The following is a 20586-nucleotide window of genomic DNA, read 5'->3' on the forward strand; positions in this document are numbered from 1 at the left end:
TGTTAAAATAATAGCATGAAAAAACATTGGTAAGAGAGAGAGAGAAGGCTTTCCGATTACACATACAGTAATAAACGGAGGAGGAGAAGCGTGCCATTACCTAAAAGTAACCAAGAACTGGATTTGCATGTAAGCAGGATAGAATTAAAAGTAACTTCAATATATAAGTTGCTTTATCAGATAAATGATTTCGTCCTCGGGCTCATTTTTTTAACTGGAAGCTTTCTGTTTTTCAGTGACAATACAATGTTTGCCGGGACCGTTTTGTTTGTAATTGGAAGTATTCAGATGCTAATACGTCCATTCATTTCGATTATCCATGATTTTCATCTGTCTAAGGTGAAGCAAAAGCAGAAATGGGATAACAACTCCCTTTAAAAAACGTCTGATTGATGATATAGCAGCTAAACATGATTTTAACTGCTATATCATTTCTGTTCTTTAAAACCACTTTTTTAATTTGAAATAAATGATTAACCCCATGCTGATAAGCAGCATAACAGCAAGCACTGCAACGTACCCATAATCCCATTGCAGCTCCGGCATATGCGAGAAATTCATGCCGTAAATACCGGTAATTAACGTGAGCGGCAAAAATATAACTGAAACGAGTGTTAATATCTTCATTACATTATTTAAACGGTATGAGCTTAACGAATCATAATTATCGCGGATATCACTGGTCATTTCCTGTGCAGATTTAATGATGTTCATTTGTTTAATAATATGGTCCTCAATATGATGAAGGTAGAGCCGCTGTTTCTTTGTTTTGGTGAAGGCTGTTTCTTCTTTTAAATGCTGTATCAATTCCTGCATCGGCAGAATAACACGCTTTAATTTAATCATCACCGCCCGGATTTGAAAGACGTCTTCCATCAGCTGATTATCGGCTGTATCATTGACATGCCGGTCTTCAAAGGAAAATACTTCATCTTCTACGTGGTACACGTATTCAAAATAGCTGTCCACAATAAAATCTAAAATAATCAAAGCGACATCTGCCGGAGTAACAGGCTGGGACGGATAGCGTTTTTGAATTCCCTCTCCGATAGTGCCCAGCTTGTTTAGATCATCCTGATGATAGGTTACAAGAATATGATCTTTCATAAACAGGTTTACCGCCCGTGCGCGATAATCATCTGCATTCACAAGGTGACAAACTAAAAAGTGGTATTCTGGGTATTTTTTCAGCTTGGGCCGTGACACTGTTTTTATCGTATCCTCAATGGCCAGCGGATCGAAATGAAATCGGGAAGCAAGCAATTCACTTTCCTCTGTACTGGCTTGTACAAAATCATACCAAATAAAAAGGGCATCACTGGGAACCGCTGCATCACTTTCTGCTTGTTTCCATTCTTTTGAAGCTGTTTGGTAATGTATTGAGATGGGCATAATGAAACTCCTTTTTTGCACTTTAAAAAAGTATATAATAAAAGATAATTATATGGGAAGCGGATAAAGTATTAATTTTAAAGCTGTGTGCCAAGGTTACGGTTATATTACCATCGATGAATTTAAGTAGACAGGAAGGCGGGAAGGGCTTATTGATAGTAGATTGATAACCAATTTTCAACTATCTAGGAAACTGCTATAATAATGAGAGCGTTTTCGAGGTTTGATTAAAACGGAAGGGAGCATTATCATGTTTGAATTATTAATTACGTTAGTAGAAAGAGTTGGAATTATTGTAACAATAGCCTTTGTGCTGACAAGGTTTCGCTTCTTCCGGAAAATGTTTTATCAGAATCAGCTGAATCGCCAGCAGCATCTTACAGCTATTCTTTTTTTCGCCTTTTTTGGGATTATCGGTACATATACAGGGCTGAATGTAAATACGGACAGCCTGCAATTTAACCGTTGGGCAACGGACTTGATGTCAGAAGAAGCGATTGCAAACGCAAGGGTTATTGGCATCGTTATCGCTGGTTTACTGGGAGGGCCTAAGGTTGGTATTGGAGCCGGGGTGATTGCCGGAGTTCATCGCTTTACGTTGGGAGGGTTTACAGCAATAGCCTGTGGTGTTGCCACAATGATTGCAGGAATTATTGCAAGTCTGTTCTATAAGAAAAATAAACGGATTAAACTGCAAACCGCTTTTTTTGTGGGGGCGATTGCTGAGGCAGTACAAATGCTGGTTATTCTGGCTTTAGCCCGGCCGATAGAGCAGGCTTGGGCTCTAGTTAATTTAATTGGGCTGCCGATGATTTTAGCTAACGGCATCGGCTCAGTGCTTGTTCTGCTGGTTATTAAAAGTGTATTGAAAGAAGAAGAGAAAGCAAGTGCTGTACAGGCTCAAAAAACGTTGAGAATTGCAGATCAGACACTGACGCATTTACGTAATGGCTTGCAAATAGAAGCAGCAGAGGCAGTTTGCCGTATTATTCATAAAGAGTTAAACACAAGCGCTGTATCCATCACAAATAAGACAGCTATCCTTGCACATGTCGGACTTGGACATGACCACCATCAGCAGGAAAACCCAATTCAGACAAAAATTACTGCAGAAACCATAGCAAGCGGGAAAATCAAAATGGCAACAGCGGAATCGATTCATTGTACAAACCCAGATTGTCCGCTGGAAGCTGTTATGATTGCTCCTCTGAAAGAACAGGGAGAAATTATTGGCACGCTAAAATTTTATTTCCAGTCAGAAAATGATTTGACCAACGTTAATATGGAATTGATTACAGGGTTAAGCTCCATGATCAGTCATCAGCTGGAAATTGGTCAGGCAGAACGCGTGTATCAGCTGGCCAAAGAAGCAGAAATAAAAGCGCTTCAGGCTCAGATTCATCCGCATTTTCTATTTAATACATTAAATACAATTGTATCACTTATCCGTCTTCATCCGGGGAAAGCTCGGAAAATGCTGATTTCCCTGTCTCATTTTATTAGACAGAATCTATCCGCTACCACACAAAAAATAACGACTTTAGACCAGGAATTAAAACAGGTCCAGGCTTATCTGTCCTTGAATGAAGAAAGATTTAAAGATAAGTTAACGGTGAATTATCAAATTGATGAGAAGGCGCTATCGGAAGTGATTCCGCCTTTAACCCTGCAGCCAATCGTTGAGAATGCAATCATGCATGGGTTTAAAGATAAAGAAAGCGATTGTGTCTTAGAGGTTACGATGAAAAAACACCCAGACAGTGTTTATATCGGGATTAAGGATAATGGCATGGGGATGAGTGAAGAAGCAGCAAATCAAATACGTCAAGCACCGATAGATTCGACATCAGGAAATGGCTTAGCGCTTTACAATGTAAATCGGCGGCTGCGTATTCTGTTTGGCGAGGAAGCGTTACTTCAAGTAAGAACCAACGAGGAAGGGACCAATATTTATTTTGTCCTGTCGCATAAGGAGGAAGAAAAGCAATGGATCAGTTAATGCAAGTGCTTATCGTTGATGATGAACCATATAACCGGGAAGAATTAAAGCATTTACTAAGTGAATTCACACAAATACAATCTGTTCAAGAAGCAGAATCAGGTGAGGAAGCTATCATGAAGACCATGCAGTATCAGCCAGATGTTATTTTCTTAGATGTTGAAATGCCAAAAGTGAGCGGAATGGAAGTAGCGAAGGCGATACAAGAACTGAAAAAGCCACCGCTGGTCGTTTTTGCTACAGCATATCCGCAGTTTGCTGCAGAGGCTTTTCGCTATGATGCTGTAGATTATTTATTGAAGCCTTATGATGAAGAACTGTTGAAAGAAACAATCGGGCGGCTGGAGAAAAAACGTGGTGTGAAAGAGCAGACAAATCAAGGGAAGGAACGTGGAAAGCTGGCGATAGAAGTGGAAGGAGATATTCACTATATAGATCTGAAAGATATTTTGTATATGTCACGAATAGAAAAACGGACAAAATTAATCACAAAGCAGGGAGAATTTGATACCAAAATGCCGCTCAAAGAACTGGAAAATCGCTTGTTAGCGTATGGCTTTTTCAGAATTCATAAAAGCTTCTTAGTTAATCTGGAGCATATTCAACGATTAACTCCATGGTTTAATGGCGCTTATCATTTGCAATTAGAAGGAAGTAAAGACACGCTTTCCGTCAGCAGAAATTATATAAAAGCATTACGTGCTAAATTAGAAATCTGATGCTTTCTTTCAATGCATCTTAATTTCTTGAAAGAACATCATAACGCTTAAAAATAACCTTTTGTTCCTGATTTCCCCTTCTCCTGCTTTGTATATTCTATACTTATTGAAAACGTATTCATTGATGATGGAAGAGGGGGAGAAAGTTTGTATACATTTCTAGCAGGAATTGTTTTATTAATTATCGGTTATTTTACGTATGGGAAATTTATTGAGAAGCTTTTCGGAGTCAAAGAAAGCCGGCCGACACCTGCCTATGTGAACGGAGACGGCATGGATTATATTCCAATGAGTACACCTAAAAATTCGCTGATTCAGCTTTTGAATATTGCTGGTACCGGTCCGGTTTTTGGTCCGATTATGGGAGCGTTATATGGACCGGCAGCATTTATCTGGATAGTAGTGGGATGCATTTTTGCAGGGGCCGTCCACGATTATTTAACAGGGATGATTTCCATCCGGAATCGGGGAGCGCATCTGCCGGAGCTTGCGAGTAAGTTTTTAGGAAAGGTTATGAAGCATATCGTTAACGGCTTTGCAGTCCTTTTACTATTGCTAGTTGGTACGGTATTTGTTTCTACACCAGCAAGTCTGCTTCATTTATTAGCGGACGGGCGTGTCGCCCTAGGTATCTTCATTGCTTTTATTTTTGCTTACTATATCTTGGCTACGATGCTTCCGGTCGATAAAATTATCGGCAGACTGTACCCTTATTTTGGAGCATTGCTTTTATTGAGTGCAATTGGTGTTGGAATTGGTTTAGTAGTAACGGGAGCACCAATTCCAGAGCTTTCTTTCCAAAATTTTCATCCTGAAGGGGCAGCTATCTTTCCATTATTGTTTTTTACTATTTCATGTGGTGCTTTATCTGGTTTTCATGCTACACAAACACCGATTATATCGCGGACAACCAGAAAAGAAAAAGAAGGACGTAAAATTTTCTATGGCATGATGATTGCAGAAGGGATTATTGCAATGATATGGGCTGCAGCTGCCATGAGCATGTTTAACGGCTATAATGGATTGAATGACATTTTAGCGGCTGGCGGACCAGGAGCCATTGTAAGTGAAGCTTCCACTACGCTTCTGGGAGCAATTGGCGGAACGCTAGCCGTGCTGGGTGTTATCATACTTCCAATTACTTCTGGAGATACAGCATTTCGCAGTGCACGAATGATTATTGCAGACTACTTAAAAATTGGACAGAAAAAGTTCTCCAGCCGTTTGTGGATTGCCTTGCCATTATTTGCAGTATCGATGATTTTAACGCAAATTGATTTTGAATTATTGTGGCGTTATTTTAACTGGGCAAACCAGTCAACGGCAGTAATTGCTCTATTTGTTGGTTCGATGTATCTCTATATTGCAGGAAAAAATTATTTCGTCGCATTGATTCCGGGAACATTTATGCTGATCATGGTTATTACCTATATTTTGTCACAGCCAATTGGTTTTAATTTACCTATGAATATCTCATGGGGAGGCGGCTTTATTGGAGCAGCGCTGCTAGTAGTTCTATTTTTTAAAGCAGCTGCAAAGGCACGTGCTAATAATATTCCGCTTGAAGTGGATGTCTCTGATTGGAAGCAAGCTTCTTAATTATAAAAAACAAGATGACTGGAAGCGGTTATCTTGTTCTTTTTTTATAAATTTTACAAATTCATTTCATTTTATTTAATTATTTGTGAATATTAACCATAATTATGAGGATATCCCTTAAAAATTAAAAGAATGCTTCTACTTCTCATTGAAATTATGTTACATTTAAACTAGGTAAAAAATTTCACGAAGAGGAGAGAGGATTTTGGATTTAGGGCAAAAACTTAAATTTTTACGAAATAAGCAGAATTCTACCCAGCATGAGATTGTTGAAGGTATTTGTTCTGTATCCTATTACAGCAAGATTGAAAACGGTAATGTCGTTCCTAATGAAGAGATTCTACAATTGCTGGCTGAACGGTTTGGAATCGCCCCTGAAGAATTAGTACAAATCGAAGAAGTGGTGAATGATCAGGTTGTTCAAGAAGCGGAAAATATCTATAATTTGATTAAAGAAGACCAAGCTGCAGCCAAAGAAGCCTATCAATCATTTTTGGAAGACTTCGAAAATTCATCGGATCCTGGTATCCGACTGCTGATCAGCTTAATAGAGTTGCGATTTGCTCTAAGATTTTCAACAATGGAGGAAATTGAAGAAAAATTTCAAGAGGCAGAATCTTTGCAAGATTATAGTAATATGAAGATGATGCCTTTATTTAATAGAGTTTGTGGCTTATACTACTATGAAACAGGCGATTACGATGCTGCGTTAGAGTTATACCTGGGTCTGGCAAACTCTTTAAATTATCCATACAAAGCAGATATTCACTATGAACTTTCTCTGGTCTACAACCGGAAAGGTAACATATATAAATCGATTAAGCATTTGGAAAAAGCTTTAAATAAGTATTTACAGGAAATGAACTATGATAAATGTACAGTTTGTTATTTTTTGCTAGGTATTAACTACTTTAAGATGGGCAATTATGACGAAGCGATTGATTATTATAATCGTATAGAGAAAGTTATAGAAGATGATAAAAATTTGCTTCGGAAGGTATATCATAACCTGGGACTGGCCTTTGAAAAAAAGAAGGATATTGAAAAAGCAATTGATTATTATCAACAAAGTCTCTCCGTCTCTATAGAAGAACAACATAGTATGAAAACAATATATGCCTTAGCAAAATTGTACTTGAGCATGGAGAATAAAGACAAAGCGATACAGTATATTACGGAAGGAAAAGAAGTGGCAGAAAAAAAGGGGTTGGAGGAGTATATTATTAAGTTTCATGTACTTCAATTACAGTTGAATGAAGAGAACATTAAAGAATACTTAGAAACCGTTGCTATTCCATTTTTTGAAGAGAAAAAGGATACAGAATTCCTCATTTACTCTAATGTACTGTTATCTGATTATTATTCTCAAAATAAGCAGTATAAACAAGCTTATTTTAAGATAAAAAATGTTTTAGATATGAAAGGAGGGATTTGATGAAGAAATTAATAATTGCTGCATTAGCGGTATTCGCATTTTTCAGTGTAACCATGACTGTAAGTGCTGTAGATGAAATTGAGTACCCAGATTCAACACATAGCCTAGATCCGAAAGATTTTTAAGAGGGTATGTGAAGGATGAAAGCTGTCTTGTACCATTAGATTGGTGGAAGATGGCTTTTTTTTTGCAGAGCAGATGAATTTGGATGCTTTTTTAGGGAATAGATACATATCATAAGGAAGCGTTGGAAGTTAGAGAGCGGGTTCATCGAAAAAGAGATTGTTTTTATTTATATTTCATGGTAAAGTAATAATATTTCCGTTACAAATCGTAATGATTACGTTTTTGATGAATTATTTTATGGGGGGCGTTTAAAATGGAAAGCTACATAGAAGCAAAACTTTTGAATAAGGTGATCAGCCGTTTTCTCTCAAACGAGGAGCGGTTATTATATGAAAAAGTAATAAATATAGAAAATATGATTTCTGAAAAAGCATTAACACCCGAACATTTTATAGATTTAATCCGAGCTGAATCTCCTCATAAGCATGTAGCTGAAGCGTTCAATTTATCCTTACACGAACTTCTGGAAGTGTTAAAAGAAATAGAAATAAAGATAGAGAAAAGAACGAAAATGATAAAAGCAGAAGCACGTTGGCTTGATTGTACAAATGTTGTTTCGACTGCCTTTGAAAAAAATGAACATAGAAAATATTTTTATACAGAAGGATTGTAATGAAAGGTAATAGAGAAAAACAACCATTCGAAAGCGGATATGGGAATCAAATAGGGAGGAATCTCAAGAAAAAATTTTAACTTTTGAACCGTAATGATTACGCTTTAAGGAAGGAGAGGAACAGGTATGTATAAATGGATAGTGATTGGTGGAGGAATCCAAGGAAGCTGTGTTGCTTCCCGGCTGCTTGAAGAGAAAAAAGCAGAGGTAAAAGATGTACTGATTATTGATCCACATAAACAGCCATTGGAAAGATGGCGCACAATCACAGAAAAGATTGAAATGAAATATTTACGCTCTCCTTTAGTACATCATTTGCATACGGATCCATACAGTTTAAAAAAATACTCTTCTGAAAACAATTATGCCTCGAGTTTGAAAGGACAGTATCAGCGACCGCGTTTGGATATGTTTAATCAGCACAGTATGGATTTGTTAGAAGAAACAGGCGTCATGGAATGTTGGCTGCAAGGAGTGGTAAACGGACTGTCATGGACGGAACAGAGATGGAAAGTTTGCATTGCGGATGGACGTTGTTTCTTTAGTGAGCGAGTGGTGCTTGCTATGGGTGTTAACCATACCCCTCATTATCCCTCATGGATTGACTCGTATAAGGATCATAAAGCAATAAATCATGTGTTTGAAATGGATAGCAGCCTTCCGGAAACGGGGGATGTGATTGTAGTTGGCGGCGGGATGACAGCAGCACATCTTGCCTATGCACTTACACAAAAAGAATCTATTCATTCTGTCACCATGGTGAAGCGGCATCCGTTACGTGTTCACCATTTTGATAGTGATCCAGGATGGCTCGGGCCTAAGTATTTGAATAAGTATCATAAATTGACCAGCTATAAGGAACGAAGGTTGGTTATACAAGAAGCAAGGAATCGAGGTTCCATCACCAGAGATTTATATTTAAAATTATTGAAGCAAAAGAGAGCAGGAAGGCTGGATATTCATACAGGCTGTATTCAAAAGATTAGAGAAGACACGGATGGAAGTATGCAGCTGTTTATGGAAAATGAAGCAAAGCTGGAAGGAACCGCTATTTTACTGGCAACCGGTCCAGCCATTGCAATGCCGGGAAAGGAATGGTTAGATCCGCTGATAGAGCAGATGCAGTTGCCTTGTGCACCATGTGGTTTTCCAATCGTACCTAAATCGCTGGAATGGAAAAATGGTTTATTTGTGGCAGGAGCGTTAGCTGAGTTAGAGATAGGTCCGGCTTCCAGAAATATTGCAGGAGCAAGGAAGGCTGCGGAACGGATTTTGCAGTTTGCTTAGGGAAATAGAATAGGGAGTTAGAACCGCCTCATTGTCCATAGATTATTGTGTGAGGCGGATTTTTTGGTTGGATGGCGATATGAAATTAGCTTTATTTTTATCATGTGTTTAATTATATCTAAAGATTCGCTTGAAAAATAATATACTTATTATTAACGCTTTTTCTTGCGATTAAATACAATTGTAGCTCCAATAATAGAAAAAATAAGCAAACCAATAAACCAGATAATCGTAATCCATACATTATTATGAAGGGGTGTTCCAGTGAGTAAACTGCGTAATGATTCTATAAATGGTGTCATTGGCTGATTCTCTGCAAAAGTATGGAGCCATTTAGGCATGGTTTCTGTTGGCACAAAAGCACTGCTTAAATAGGGAAGGAAAAGCATTGGAAATGTTATCGCATTAGCACTCTCTACACTTTTTACAATAAGGCCAAACAGTACAAATAACCAACTAGCAGCGAACATAAATAATGCTAAAATACCGACAACTCCAAGCCATTCTAATAATCCAGCAGTTGGTCGGAATCCAATAATAACTGCTACGAGAATAGTAATGGCTGTAGCGAGCCCATTTCTAGCCATTCCTCCAATAACATGACCTGCTAATAAAGCGGAGGGAAGGATAGGCATCGTACGAAAGCGTTCAAATAAACCTCCAGTCATATCATCAGCAACTTCTACAGCAACAAGCGAACTCCCAAAAGCGACACATGTTACAATAACGCCTGGAACAACGTAATTTATATAAGATGTTCCTGTGTCTATTGCACCACCAAAAATATAAACAAACATAAGCATAAGTGCAATGGGGAGACCAATACTCATCATCAGTGATTCTATATTTCGGAAAATATGTTTTAATGTACGCTGTGTCATTGTCCAACTATCAAGAATAATCCAAGTCCATTTTGATTCATTCATAAAATTATCAGCTCCTTTCCTGTTATTCAGACTTTTTGATTTTTGTTATCTGTATAAATACATCATCTAAGGTTGGTTTACGAATACTTATCGAGGCAGGTTCAATTCCATTTTCATGAAGGAGTTGTAATTGTTCGCGCAAACTATTTACGGATGATAACGGAACAAGAATAGTAAGATTCTTTTCATCTGCTTTTCCAGCCAAAAGCTGCTTGGCAATGGACCAACTTTCTTTTTGATTAGCAAGGTTAATTTCTAGTTTTTCCTCACCCACTAATTTTTTCAATGTTTCTGCTGGACCTTGTTCTACAATTTTTCCCTCATGTAAAATAGCAATTTTATCAGCGAGTTGATCAGCTTCTTCCAAATACTGCGTTGTAAGAAAAATCGTAACACCTTTATTGGAAAGTTCTTGGATAAGCTTCCACATGTTGTTTCGGCTTCTTGGGTCTAGTCCAGTTGTAGGTTCATCGAGAAAAATAACCTCTGGAGAAGCAAGCAGACTGATTGCGATATCGAGGCGTCGTCTCATTCCTCCTGAATATGTTTTTACAGATTTATTTGCTGCATTTACTAAATCAAACTGATGTAAAAGTTCGATGGTTCGTTTTTTTACTGTTTGTCTGTCTAAATGATTCAAGCGTCCCATCATCATAAGATTTTCTTTTCCAGTCAGTAATTCATCTACAGCAGCGTATTGTCCAGTTAAACTGATTCGTTTTTTTACGTTATCGGTATCTTTGCGTGTATCATATCCTCCAATTAGGACAGAGCCGCTAGTAGCGGAAATGAGTGTAGAAAGTATATGAACAGTAGTTGTTTTGCCGGCCCCATTTTCCCCCAATAAAGAAAAAACACTCCCTCGCTCTACTTCGAAGTTTATTCCTTTTAAAACAGAATGATTTCCGTATACTTTTTCTAAATCTTTCACTGAAATAACAGTTTCCAAACTAGAACCTCCTTTTTGTTGATTGACTAATTCAGTCAATCAACAATTTATAATAAACTCCTCCTTTTGTCAAATCTTTTTTGGAGGAGTTTTGTTTTTAATTTTAGGATTTGGAAGTCAGGGGAGAGGTTATCGTGTAGTAATCATTCTGAGCAAAATTTCTACTTTGCGCTCCATGTCCTCTTGCCAAAATGTAATATCATCAGCAATGACACCTGATAAAGTTGTAAGGAAAATCCCGACAAGTTCTTCGGAATCTTCTTGGATAATTTCTCCGTATTCTTGTCCTTCTTTTATAAGAGGTATAAGGAAATTGATATACATTGTCCCAAGACTATCCACGTAATTTTTAACTTCTTGCGGAGTTTCTTCTTTATTATCCAAATTTTGTATAATTCGAAACACGTAACTAGAAGTGGAGTCTGTGGAGGAAAATGCATATAGAACAAATTTTTTAATTTTTTCAGATGGAGGCAGATCATCTTCTTTTAATTTTTCTAAAAAATTAGTTGATGTATTGACAGCAGTTGCCCACTTTAAGCTTTCATACAGAACTTCTTCTTTTGAAGAGAAATAATGATATATTAATCCATGGCTTACCTTTGCAGCTTTTGCTATCGTGCTTATTTTTGTCAGCTTAATGCCATTGTCTGCAAAAACTTGAAGTGCTGCACTCATAATCTGTTCTTTTCTTTCATGACGAATCTGTTCTAATTGATTTTCGTTTAAAGGTGCCATCAGCAGTGACCTCCATCTTCTTTTATTAAAGTAATTATTTTAATTTAGCCAAAATCGGGATAAAGGTAATCATTCTTGGATGTGACGATGCATTTAAATAGTTTTAGTCCGTGTGTCCCTATATAAAATAAGGAGAAAAATCTTTTAAGTAAAAAGAGCTTAAGATAATCCTACTTTACCATAAATATAAATGATAAATAAACTTTATTATCTTTAGCATCGAACAGTTTAAAAAGAATTTCCTTGTTAAAATAAATTAATACTAAAAGAGAAGCTAGGTTAATGTTTAAATTTTGTTTAAAAATAGAAGTTGTCTATTCTTTTCATTTGCAGAATTGCTATGATTGTTTATAGAGGAATGGTTATGTTTAATTTAAGAAACATACCAGAAAAGAAAAAGGCATTATCAGGAAATTCATTAGATTATGAGGTGGAAAAATGGCACACATCCTGTACATCGAAGACGAAAAAGAAATCGGACAATGGGTAACAGAAGATCTGACAGGAAGAGGACATGAAGTAGTTTGGCTGACCTCTGGAAATGAATTAGAAACATATATAAACCATATAGACCTTGCCATTTTAGATATTATGCTGCCGGGATTGGATGGTTTCTCAATCGGAAAACGAATCAAAAAAGCGAATCAAGAAACGCCGATTGTGATGTTGTCCGCACGTTCCGCGGTGGAGGACAAGATAGAAGGCTTAAGTTTTGCGGATGATTATGTGACAAAACCTTTTCATCCTGATGAATTAGCTGCACGCGTGGATGCATTGCTTCGCCGTTTTCAAAAGAAAGAGGACACGATTGAAATCGGACATCTGCAAATCGATACGAAATCATTGGTTATTACCAATAAGCATACAGCAGAAGAGATTTTGTTGACAGGAAAGCAATATCAACTGTTTCAATATTTCATTCGCCACCTGAATCAAATTTTGACGAAGGAGCAGCTTTATGAAGGCGTATGGGGGGAGCGTTTTATGGAAGGAGATAAAACGCTGATGGTGCATATCCGCTATTTGCGTGAAAAAATTGAAGCAAATCCGGCGAAACCAACAATTATTGAGACAATTCGCGGGATTGGATATCGGGTGAAAAAATGAAGCGGTTTTTGAAATCTTTATTAGCGAAATATATATTGATTATCCTCATTGCCATTTTTTTAATACAAGCAGCCTACTTCATTATCATTTTTGTTTTTTTTAATTTAGTAGATGATTCAGATTCACCGGAGGATGGGGAAAATACATTTACAGAAATAGAGGAGAAATGGCATCAGGAAGCCAATGCCGTAGTATCGGAAGACGATGTGAATCAACTATTTGAAGAGTGGCGGGAGGTCTATTCAAACGCATCTATGTTTTGGGTGAATGGGAATGGTATTTTGACTGTACAAAGCAACCTTCAAGAAAACTTACCTGTGGAATGGGACGCAACTTATACTGCGGATTTCTTAAAAAGAAATTACAATAATGATCCATTTACTGTTGTTGCTTTTGCAGGAGAAAATGAGGAAGATGGCTTTATTGTCTTTCAACTGGAGCGGGAAGCGATGAAGCCTCAAGGACAACGCCTTTTTGATCAGTATAGCTGGGCTATTGTTATGTTAACGATAGGTGTTGTGTTTTTGTTTATTTTTATATCCCTATGGTTTTTCAGAGGAATTCGTAAACGTCTTGTCCACCTGCAAGAAGCAATGGAAATTCGAGATACAGATGGGTTACCGATTCTTATTGAAGAAAAAAAACAAGATGAGATTGGTGATTTAGAGAAGTCTTTTAATCAAATGGTACAGGAATTAAGGGCAAGCAGAGAACGTGAACAAGAAGAGGAACAGCTGCGTAAAGAACTGATTGCTAATTTATCACATGATTTACGTACACCTTTAACTAAAATAAACGCACAAGCGTATACATTGCAGAAAATGAATTTGCCAAAAGAGGCAAAGCATTCCCTTAAGTTGGCGACAACCTCTATTGAAGAGGTGGATAAATTAATCGAAAATTTAATGTCTTATACGTTGCTTATGGCGAGTAAATATAAGAAGGAATTAAAAGAAATAGATATGATGCGTTTTCTCCGCCAATATTTAGCAACCTGGTATCCGGTTTTTGAGAAGGAAAGGTTTGAAGTTGATATTGACATAGAACCTTTTGAACAAAATATGTGGAAAGTAGATTCATTGTGGTTCAGCCGGATTTTAGATAATTTGTTACAAAATGTGCTGCGTCATGCGGCAGATGGCGAATATATCGCAGTGCGGACAGAGTCAACGGGGCACCACGATGCCATTGTTATTATAGATAAAGGAAAAGGAATGCAGACGAGTACAGATCAAAATGGCGCAGGCATCGGTCTTTCTATTGTTGATATGATGGTAAAAGGTATGGACCTGGATTGGGACATGAATTCTACGGAAGAAGGAACAACGATAAAAATTATTAGAGTAAAAAGAGCTGATGATTAGGCCTTGTTTTGAGTAGAGAAATTCTCTTAAGGGAGAAGTGATAATGAAAAGTGCTTACGTATATTGGGGAAATGGAAAAGTAAAATTAACTTGGATACAAGCTAACGAACTTCCAGAAAAGGAATTGATAACAAGTGTACACGGTTTATGCTTCAAGGATAATAAATTGATCCTGGTGAATTTAAATCACAGGGGCTGGGATATACCGGGCGGGCATATTGAAAAAGAGGAAGCGCCTGCAGATTGTTTTAAACGTGAAGCTTATGAAGAAGGCTATATTACAGGCAGTTGTTCGCTTTTAGGATATATCGCAGTAGATCATACCGAAAATATCGAATGGAATTCGGAAGGACGTTACCCAAAAGTTGGTTATCAGATTTTTTATCGTATGGATGTGCAGCAAATTTATGAATTTAAAGCCGCTCATGAATCGAGAGATAGAATATGGATAAATCCGAAAGATATAAAAAAATATAATAAAAATTGGAATACATTACATCAAAGTATTTTAGATGTTGCAATGAAAAGAGACGGGTGATATAAACTGTCTCTTTTTTTGGCATTTCAACAAGCAAGATAACTTAAAAATTCCGGCTTTTTTAAACAAATTTTAAACAAAGCACATACTTTATTTTAACCTTCCATCTTTAACTTTGAAAGTAGAGGTGATAATCATGGAATATATCGTAGAAACAAAGAACTTAACAAAATCATTTGGAAAAGAAAAAGCAGTGTCAAATTTAGAAATGAAGATACCAAAGGGAGAAATCTATGGCTTTCTTGGTCCTAACGGGGCTGGTAAAACGACAACAATTCGTATGCTGTTAGGGTTGATGCGGCCAACTTCCGGCTCTGTTCAATTATTTGGCAAAGATATGAAAAACAACCGGATAGACATTTTGAAAAATGTGGGTTCGCTGGTAGAAAACCCTTCGTATTATCCGCATTTAACCGCTAAAGAAAATTTAGAAGCTAGCAGAAAAATTCTACATGCACCAAAGGAAAGAATAGATGAAGTATTGAAGCTGGTCCGCCTGCATGGAGTTAGAAATAAAAAAGTAAAAGGTTTTTCACTTGGGATGAAGCAGCGCCTTGGGATTGCTGCTGCCATGCTTCATCAGCCGGAGCTGCTAATTTTGGATGAGCCTACAAATGGACTGGATCCATCCGGTATTATTGAAATGCGTGAATTGATTCAAAGTTTGCCGAAAGAATATGGAATGACGGTATTGATATCCAGTCATTTATTATCTGAGATTGACCAGATGGCAACAAGGGTAGGGGTAGTGACTAAAGGGAAAATGATTTTTCAGGATTCGATTGAAACCATGCGTAAAATTGCACAAGCTTCTATTCAAATAAAGGTAAATGATAATGAAGCAGCTTGGCGTTCAATGCTTGCCAATGGACAAAAAGCCGATTTAGGAGAAGAACATATCAATCTGCAAGTGGAGGACGATGAACAGGTAGCTGCTTCCATTGACTACCTCGTCCAGCAAGGCTTCTCTATCTATCGGGTGCAAGAAGAAACACGGTCTTTGGAGAATATCTTCTTGGAGATGACAAAGGAGGAACATGCAGAATGATTTTTCCACTGATACAATCGGATTTTTTAAAGATAAAGCGTAAAGGTATGTGGCTGTTGTGTCTGATTGGCCCTTTTGGTGTAGTGGCATTGCAGATGGTCAATTATGGAGTGCGAAAAGATTATCTGTTTGAGCAGATGGATGATCGCTGGCTTTACTATCTTTTGAATATCAATACATTTACCCCGCTTGCGATTGTTTTGGGGATTGTGATTTTAACATCTTTTATGTCGAGTATTGAAGATGAAACCAATGCATGGAAGCAGTTAGTTGCTTTGCCTGTATCCAAACGGTCAGTATATCTATCTAAGTTTACGGTAATCAGCTGTATCTTATTTTTGTCCTCCGTCCTTTTATTCCTGTTTGTATTTGGTTACGGTCTGACATTGGGATTAGGAGAAGATATTCCGTATTTACGGTTAATGGAGTACAGTTTTTTACCTTTCTTTGCTGCGCTGCCGGTGTTAGGACTGCAGCTCTGGGTGGCTACGATAAGTAAAAATCAGGCTATCCCGGTAACTCTAGGCGTGATTGGTGTTATTTTTGCATATTCTGCTCCGCTTCTACCTGATTGGATGATTTGGAAATGGCCGGCACTATCGAATGATTGGGGCCATGCGTATATCAATGCCTTGTTAGGAATCGGCTTTGGAGTGTTGCTGTATTTGCTGGGGATGGTTGATTTTAAAAGAAGGGACGTTAAATAAATGATTTCCGTAATAAGTTCTGAGTGGTATAAACTGCGAAAGTCAAAAGTGCTGCTACTTCTATTGGTGGCGCCGCTGGTTGGATTATTTATTGGAATGTCCAGCTCGTTAGGCGATATAGGAGCAATAAATCCATGGTATGAAAAATTGGTGATGATGAATTTTACTTATGCTGTTTTATTTCTGCCTTTAATTTCAGGTGTCTTAGCTAGTGTGATTTGCCGGTACGAACATCAGAAGGGAGGCTGGAAACAGCTGCTGGCACTGCCGGTAACAAGAGGAAAGGTCTTTCTTTCCAAATATGTATTATTGCTGCTCCTTATATTTGTAATGCAATTATTATACTTGGTCTCTATTTACTTAGTAGGTATGATAGGTGGGATTACAGAGCCTTTTCCGATGGATATTGTGTGGAAAACGATTGTAGGAGGCTGGATGGCAACATTTCCGTTGATTGCTTTACAGCTATGGGTTTCGATTGCATTTAAAAGCTTTGCAGCTCCATTTGCGATAAATGTTATCTTTACATTGCCGACGATTTTAGTAATTAATTCGGAGCGATTTGGGCCATATTATCCGTGGGGACAGCCCTTTTTAATGATGAATATTGGTGGAAGTGCAGAAGATTTCTTTTTTGTACCCTGGGATCAGATACTAATGGTTGTGGGCGGCAGTTTTTTATTATTTTTCATTGGAGGCTATCTGTATTTTCAGAGAAAAGCGATTTAATAGGAAGAAATACAAAAGGAATGGCAGTCGTCTGCTGTTCCTTTTTCCATTATAATAGGGAGAAGGCAATGCTTTAAAAGAGAGGATATCTTAAAGTGCGAAACAGATATATTTATTGTGATTCATTTGGTAATCCTAATGAAGTATTAAAAATAACAGGCAAAGAAACCACTCCCCCTGAAGCAGGAGAAGTACTTGTACGCATGTTAGCCAGACCAATTAACCCCTCGGACTTAATCCCGGTAAGAGGAAGCTATTCACACAGAATTCCTCTGCCCTATATTCCGGGCTACGAAGGCGTTGGAGTTGTAGCGGATGTTGGCGCTAATGTCAGCAAAGAGCTAATAGGCAAGCGTGTTTTACCATTACGGGGTGAGGGGACATGGCAGGATTTTGTTCGGGCGCCAGCTGCATTTGCTGTACCTGTGCCGGAATCCATTGATAAGATACAGGCTGCGCAACTATATATTAATCCTGTGACGGCGTGGGTTACGCTGACAGAGATATTGAAATTACAGCCAGGTAGTGTGCTGTTAGTTAATGCCTGTGGGTCAGCAATAGGACATTTATATGCGCAGCTTGCAAGAGTTTTAAATTTACGTTTGATTGCAGTTGTGAGAAATGATAAACATACACAGAAGCTTTTAGAGCTTGGCGCTTCTGAAGTGGTAGATACCTCAAGACAATCCCTTTTTGAAATGGTGATGAATAAAACAAATGGAAAAGGAGCCGATGCTGCAATTGATTCATTGGGAGGCAGTGCTGGTTCTGATTTAGCTGGCTGTTTACGCAATCAGGGCCGTTTTTTGAGTATCGGCTTGTTGTCTGGACAGCAGATGGATTGGGGAGCCTTTGCAGATAAAGTGAAAATGAATATTTTTCATTTAAGACACTGGAATAAAAGGGTAAGCCAGGCGAGATGGCAGGGAACCTTCCAGCAAATCATCAGGCTTGTGGAGAAGAAAGAGCTGCTGCTTGGCCTTGAGAAAGCAAATTATGATTTGGCAGATATAAAGCAGGTAATGGATACACTTGCGGATGGCAGAAAAGGAAAAGTAATCTTATCCAGCAGCTGATGATGCTTTTCCGATAAAATCCGTTTCTTTTTTGTCGAGTCATTTTTATGAATAGCTTCTATACTTGAATCAATGGAAGGGAGGAAAGGAAATGCAAAGCAGCATGAACGAAGCATTACAGTATATTGAGGAGAATTTAGATACAGAAATCGATGAGAAAGAAATTGAAAAAATTACTGGTACATCGATTTATCATTTCCGGCGCATGTTTTCTTTCTTAGCCGGGATGACGCTGACTGCCTATATTCGTAATCGGAGGCTTTCCAATGCAATGTTTGATCTGCTGCGGGAGGATGTTAATGTGACAGATACGGCCTTTAAATATGGTTATCATTCTATCGATGGTTTTTCCCGTGCGTTCCGGGAATGGGCAGGGTGTAAACCTTCTGAAGTGAAACAGCAGCAAAAGCAATCCCTTAAAGCTTTTCCGAAACTCACCTTCCAATTAACGATTCAAGGAGGAGTAGAAATGAATTATCGAATTGTAGAAAAAGAAGCATTTAAAATAATTGGTGTCAGTAAAAGAGTGCCAATGCAGTTTGAAGGAGTTAATCCGGAAATTGAACAGTTGGCGCAAAGTATTACGGAATCTCAAAAAGGCAAAATGCATGAACATGCTAATCTAGAGCCTAGACAAGTAATTAATGCTTCGTATCATTTTGATGAAGGCAGAATGGAAGAAGAAGGCTATTTGGAGCATATGATTGGTGTATTGACAAATGAAGAAGGACCATTTGGAGAGCTGGATGTGCTGGAGGTACCTGCTCATACTTGGGCTATTTTCTCTTCACAAGGACCGTTCCCTCAAACGATGCAGGAAACATGGGCAAAAATTGCTGCTGAATGGCTTCCTTCCTCCGATTATGAATTAGTGGAAGCGCCTGAAATCTCTTTTGTAGAAGATTATAGCAATCTGGATAATGTGTATAGTGAGATTTGGATGGCTGTAAAGAGAAAGGATTAGAAGGGACACAAATGTGAAAAACGAGGTGCTGCTTTAGAGCACCTCGTTTTTCATAATGATGATATTTGTTTTGGGGATTCATAAAGGATGCTTCCCTCATGATGTGCTAACTCTCCAAATTATAATTAACCCACATCCCGTAATCCGGAAATGTAAGCAGGGATGGATTTGGAAAAAGCAGCTGAACATCCTCTACATCATCACTGACTATTTCATAATAGACGGTTCCTGCCAGCGTTTCACCTGGACCAATTTTTCCCTCAGGCCCCTCATATAAATCTTCGACAGGTTGTCCATCGATTACAAGATGAACAGAACTGTTTGCTCCTTGACCATCTACCAGGCCTTCTACATGCGGCTGCGGAAATTTATGATATAAAGTTACATCTTCATCAAGTTGATTTTCAAATGTCATATCAACAGCAAGGACAGATTCCGTTTCATCTCTTAAATCAAGATTTTCATTCCCTTCATTGATTTCCACATTGCTGATATTCACCTTAAAAAATGTATCTTCTCCATAATCGTTTAAATACATGTCTTCTCCAATATCATAGGTGCCAATCTGATCTCTGCGCTCATCCTGTGGAGTATAGAAAACAATCTCAGGAATGTCCTGTACGAAATTCCACATCAGTGCACCGGCATAGAGTGATTTTTCATCTGCCGCAACAGCTCCGACCAAATCCATGGATTCGCCTTCGTCTAAACTTTCCTGGAAAGACGCCAGCTGGTCAGTGAATGTATCGTTTTCAGGGTAACTCAAATCAAGGTCGAAACTTCCATTAAGAGCTGCGTATTCCGGAATAACGTCCCCCATATTAATGGAACGATCCCCGATATTTTCTACGGTATAATCAACAAATGCAACGGCGTCATCCTCTGATGGGGAAGCGATACTTTCTTCAATAAATGCTTGATGATCTTCTCCGTCCTCTATCCATATCTCATTAACGGTAATTTCTGCAGGGACACCAGAACTGTATCCCTCGATTTCAAATGTTTCTCCCATTTCATGATAGAGCTCAGAACCTTCTGATTCATCATTTGTAACTTCTTCCTCTGTACCGTTAGCCGCTGTATCTTCCGTCTCTTCATTTTGATTTGCTGTGACACTGGAGTCTTCATTGTTTTCATCAGAATTAGAGCTGCATCCCATCATAAAGACTGCGAAAGCAATGAATAAAAGGAGTGTCCGAAAAAAACCTGCTGTTCTTGCTGTTTTGTACATTGCCGTACTTCCTTTCTTAATAATTTTTAGAAATTTGAG

The 20586-nt window shown here is 38.1% G+C and carries 21 protein-coding genes; 16 read left to right on the plus strand and 5 right to left on the minus strand.

All coding sequences use genetic code 11. The features are described from left to right. The first annotated feature begins 117 nt into the window (after positions 1 to 117). Positions 118 to 378, plus strand: coding sequence for a YrhK family protein (locus BN997_RS08695; protein WP_374705735.1), 261 nt, complete (start codon positions 118 to 120; stop codon positions 376 to 378). A 63-nt stretch (positions 379 to 441) separates the two neighbouring features. On the opposite strand, the gene corA is transcribed toward BN997_RS08695, so the two are convergent. Further along, entirely contained in the window at positions 442 to 1392 is a 951-nt protein-coding gene (gene corA / locus BN997_RS08700) for a magnesium/cobalt transporter CorA (protein WP_042531430.1), read from the minus strand. A 250-nt stretch (positions 1393 to 1642) separates the two neighbouring features. On the opposite strand from corA, the gene BN997_RS08705 reads away from it, so the two are divergent. The 7 genes from BN997_RS08705 to BN997_RS08730 all read left to right on the plus strand — a co-directional run bounded on the left by BN997_RS08705 (position 1643) and on the right by BN997_RS08730 (position 9170). Further along, a complete protein-coding gene (locus BN997_RS08705; protein ID WP_042531433.1) occupies positions 1643 to 3391 on the plus strand; it encodes a sensor histidine kinase in 1749 nt (582 codons plus the stop codon). Then, positions 3379 to 4110 carry a LytR/AlgR family response regulator transcription factor gene (locus tag BN997_RS08710; RefSeq protein ID WP_042531435.1) on the plus strand — a complete coding sequence of 244 codons (732 nt, stop codon included), beginning with the start codon at positions 3379 to 3381 and terminating at the stop codon, positions 4108 to 4110. The genes BN997_RS08705 and BN997_RS08710 overlap by 13 nt, the downstream gene beginning before the upstream one ends. 147 nt (positions 4111 to 4257) lie before the next feature. Then, positions 4258 to 5709: a carbon starvation CstA family protein gene (locus tag BN997_RS08715; protein ID WP_042531436.1), complete on the plus strand. Its 1452-nt coding sequence runs from the start codon at positions 4258 to 4260 to the stop codon at positions 5707 to 5709. A 205-nt stretch (positions 5710 to 5914) separates the two neighbouring features. Next, the gene (locus tag BN997_RS08720) at positions 5915 to 7144 is read left to right on the plus strand and encodes a helix-turn-helix domain-containing protein (RefSeq protein WP_042531438.1); all 1230 of its coding nucleotides are present in this window, start codon (positions 5915 to 5917) and stop codon (positions 7142 to 7144) included. After that, the gene (locus BN997_RS23680) at positions 7144 to 7269 is read left to right on the plus strand and encodes a hypothetical protein (protein ID WP_276325298.1); all 126 of its coding nucleotides are present in this window, start codon (positions 7144 to 7146) and stop codon (positions 7267 to 7269) included. The genes BN997_RS08720 and BN997_RS23680 overlap by 1 nt, the downstream gene beginning before the upstream one ends. Before the next feature lie 254 nt (positions 7270 to 7523). Then, on the plus strand, positions 7524 to 7883 hold the full coding sequence (locus BN997_RS08725) for a hypothetical protein (RefSeq protein ID WP_042531440.1): 360 nt from the start codon (positions 7524 to 7526) through the stop codon (positions 7881 to 7883). Between the two features lie 126 nt (positions 7884 to 8009). Beyond that, positions 8010 to 9170 (plus strand): FAD/NAD(P)-binding protein, encoded by a 1161-nt coding sequence (locus BN997_RS08730; protein WP_042531443.1) that lies wholly within the window; start codon positions 8010 to 8012, stop codon positions 9168 to 9170. 152 nt (positions 9171 to 9322) lie between these two features. Here BN997_RS08730 and BN997_RS08735 read toward each other — a convergent pair whose 3' ends face one another. From BN997_RS08735 to BN997_RS08745, 3 genes are all read right to left on the minus strand, one after another. Further along, a complete protein-coding gene (locus BN997_RS08735; RefSeq protein ID WP_042531445.1) occupies positions 9323 to 10096 on the minus strand; it encodes an ABC transporter permease in 774 nt (257 codons plus the stop codon). A gap of 22 nt (positions 10097 to 10118) precedes the next feature. Continuing rightward, complete coding sequence (locus tag BN997_RS08740) at positions 10119 to 11045, minus strand: daunorubicin resistance protein DrrA family ABC transporter ATP-binding protein (protein ID WP_042531447.1); 927 nt, start codon at positions 11043 to 11045, stop codon at positions 10119 to 10121. A 129-nt stretch (positions 11046 to 11174) separates the two neighbouring features. Then, on the minus strand, positions 11175 to 11783 hold the full coding sequence (locus tag BN997_RS08745; protein ID WP_042531449.1) for a TetR/AcrR family transcriptional regulator: 609 nt from the start codon (positions 11781 to 11783) through the stop codon (positions 11175 to 11177). Between the two features lie 438 nt (positions 11784 to 12221). Here BN997_RS08745 and BN997_RS08750 point away from each other — a divergent pair, with 438 nt between their 5' ends. The 8 genes from BN997_RS08750 to BN997_RS08785 all read left to right on the plus strand — a co-directional run bounded on the left by BN997_RS08750 (position 12222) and on the right by BN997_RS08785 (position 19316). Continuing rightward, on the plus strand, positions 12222 to 12890 hold the full coding sequence (locus tag BN997_RS08750) for a response regulator transcription factor (RefSeq protein WP_042531452.1): 669 nt from the start codon (positions 12222 to 12224) through the stop codon (positions 12888 to 12890). Beyond that, the gene (locus BN997_RS08755; RefSeq protein WP_042531454.1) at positions 12887 to 14254 is read left to right on the plus strand and encodes a HAMP domain-containing sensor histidine kinase; all 1368 of its coding nucleotides are present in this window, start codon (positions 12887 to 12889) and stop codon (positions 14252 to 14254) included. Before BN997_RS08750 ends, BN997_RS08755 begins: the two co-directional genes overlap by 4 nt. Positions 14255 to 14297: 43 nt before the next feature. Further along, on the plus strand, positions 14298 to 14792 hold the full coding sequence (locus tag BN997_RS08760) for an NUDIX hydrolase (RefSeq protein ID WP_042531456.1): 495 nt from the start codon (positions 14298 to 14300) through the stop codon (positions 14790 to 14792). A 136-nt stretch (positions 14793 to 14928) separates the two neighbouring features. Further along, positions 14929 to 15840: an ABC transporter ATP-binding protein gene (locus tag BN997_RS08765; protein ID WP_042531457.1), complete on the plus strand. Its 912-nt coding sequence runs from the start codon at positions 14929 to 14931 to the stop codon at positions 15838 to 15840. Next, complete coding sequence (locus tag BN997_RS08770; RefSeq protein ID WP_042531459.1) at positions 15837 to 16547, plus strand: ABC transporter permease; 711 nt, start codon at positions 15837 to 15839, stop codon at positions 16545 to 16547. Before BN997_RS08765 ends, BN997_RS08770 begins: the two co-directional genes overlap by 4 nt. Then, positions 16548 to 17276 (plus strand): ABC transporter permease, encoded by a 729-nt coding sequence (locus tag BN997_RS08775; protein WP_042531461.1) that lies wholly within the window; start codon positions 16548 to 16550, stop codon positions 17274 to 17276. Between the two features lie 95 nt (positions 17277 to 17371). Continuing rightward, the gene (locus BN997_RS08780; RefSeq protein ID WP_042531463.1) at positions 17372 to 18352 is read left to right on the plus strand and encodes a zinc-dependent alcohol dehydrogenase family protein; all 981 of its coding nucleotides are present in this window, start codon (positions 17372 to 17374) and stop codon (positions 18350 to 18352) included. A 91-nt stretch (positions 18353 to 18443) separates the two neighbouring features. Beyond that, positions 18444 to 19316, plus strand: coding sequence for an AraC family transcriptional regulator (locus BN997_RS08785; protein ID WP_042531465.1), 873 nt, complete (start codon positions 18444 to 18446; stop codon positions 19314 to 19316). Between the two features lie 106 nt (positions 19317 to 19422). On the opposite strand, the gene BN997_RS08790 is transcribed toward BN997_RS08785, so the two are convergent. Further along, on the minus strand, positions 19423 to 20547 hold the full coding sequence (locus BN997_RS08790) for a DUF4352 domain-containing protein (RefSeq protein ID WP_042531467.1): 1125 nt from the start codon (positions 20545 to 20547) through the stop codon (positions 19423 to 19425). Between the last annotated feature and the right edge of the window lie 39 nt (positions 20548 to 20586).

It is taken from the genome of Oceanobacillus oncorhynchi (assembly GCF_000821065.1).
Classification (GTDB): domain Bacteria; phylum Bacillota; class Bacilli; order Bacillales; family Amphibacillaceae; genus Oceanobacillus; species Oceanobacillus oncorhynchi.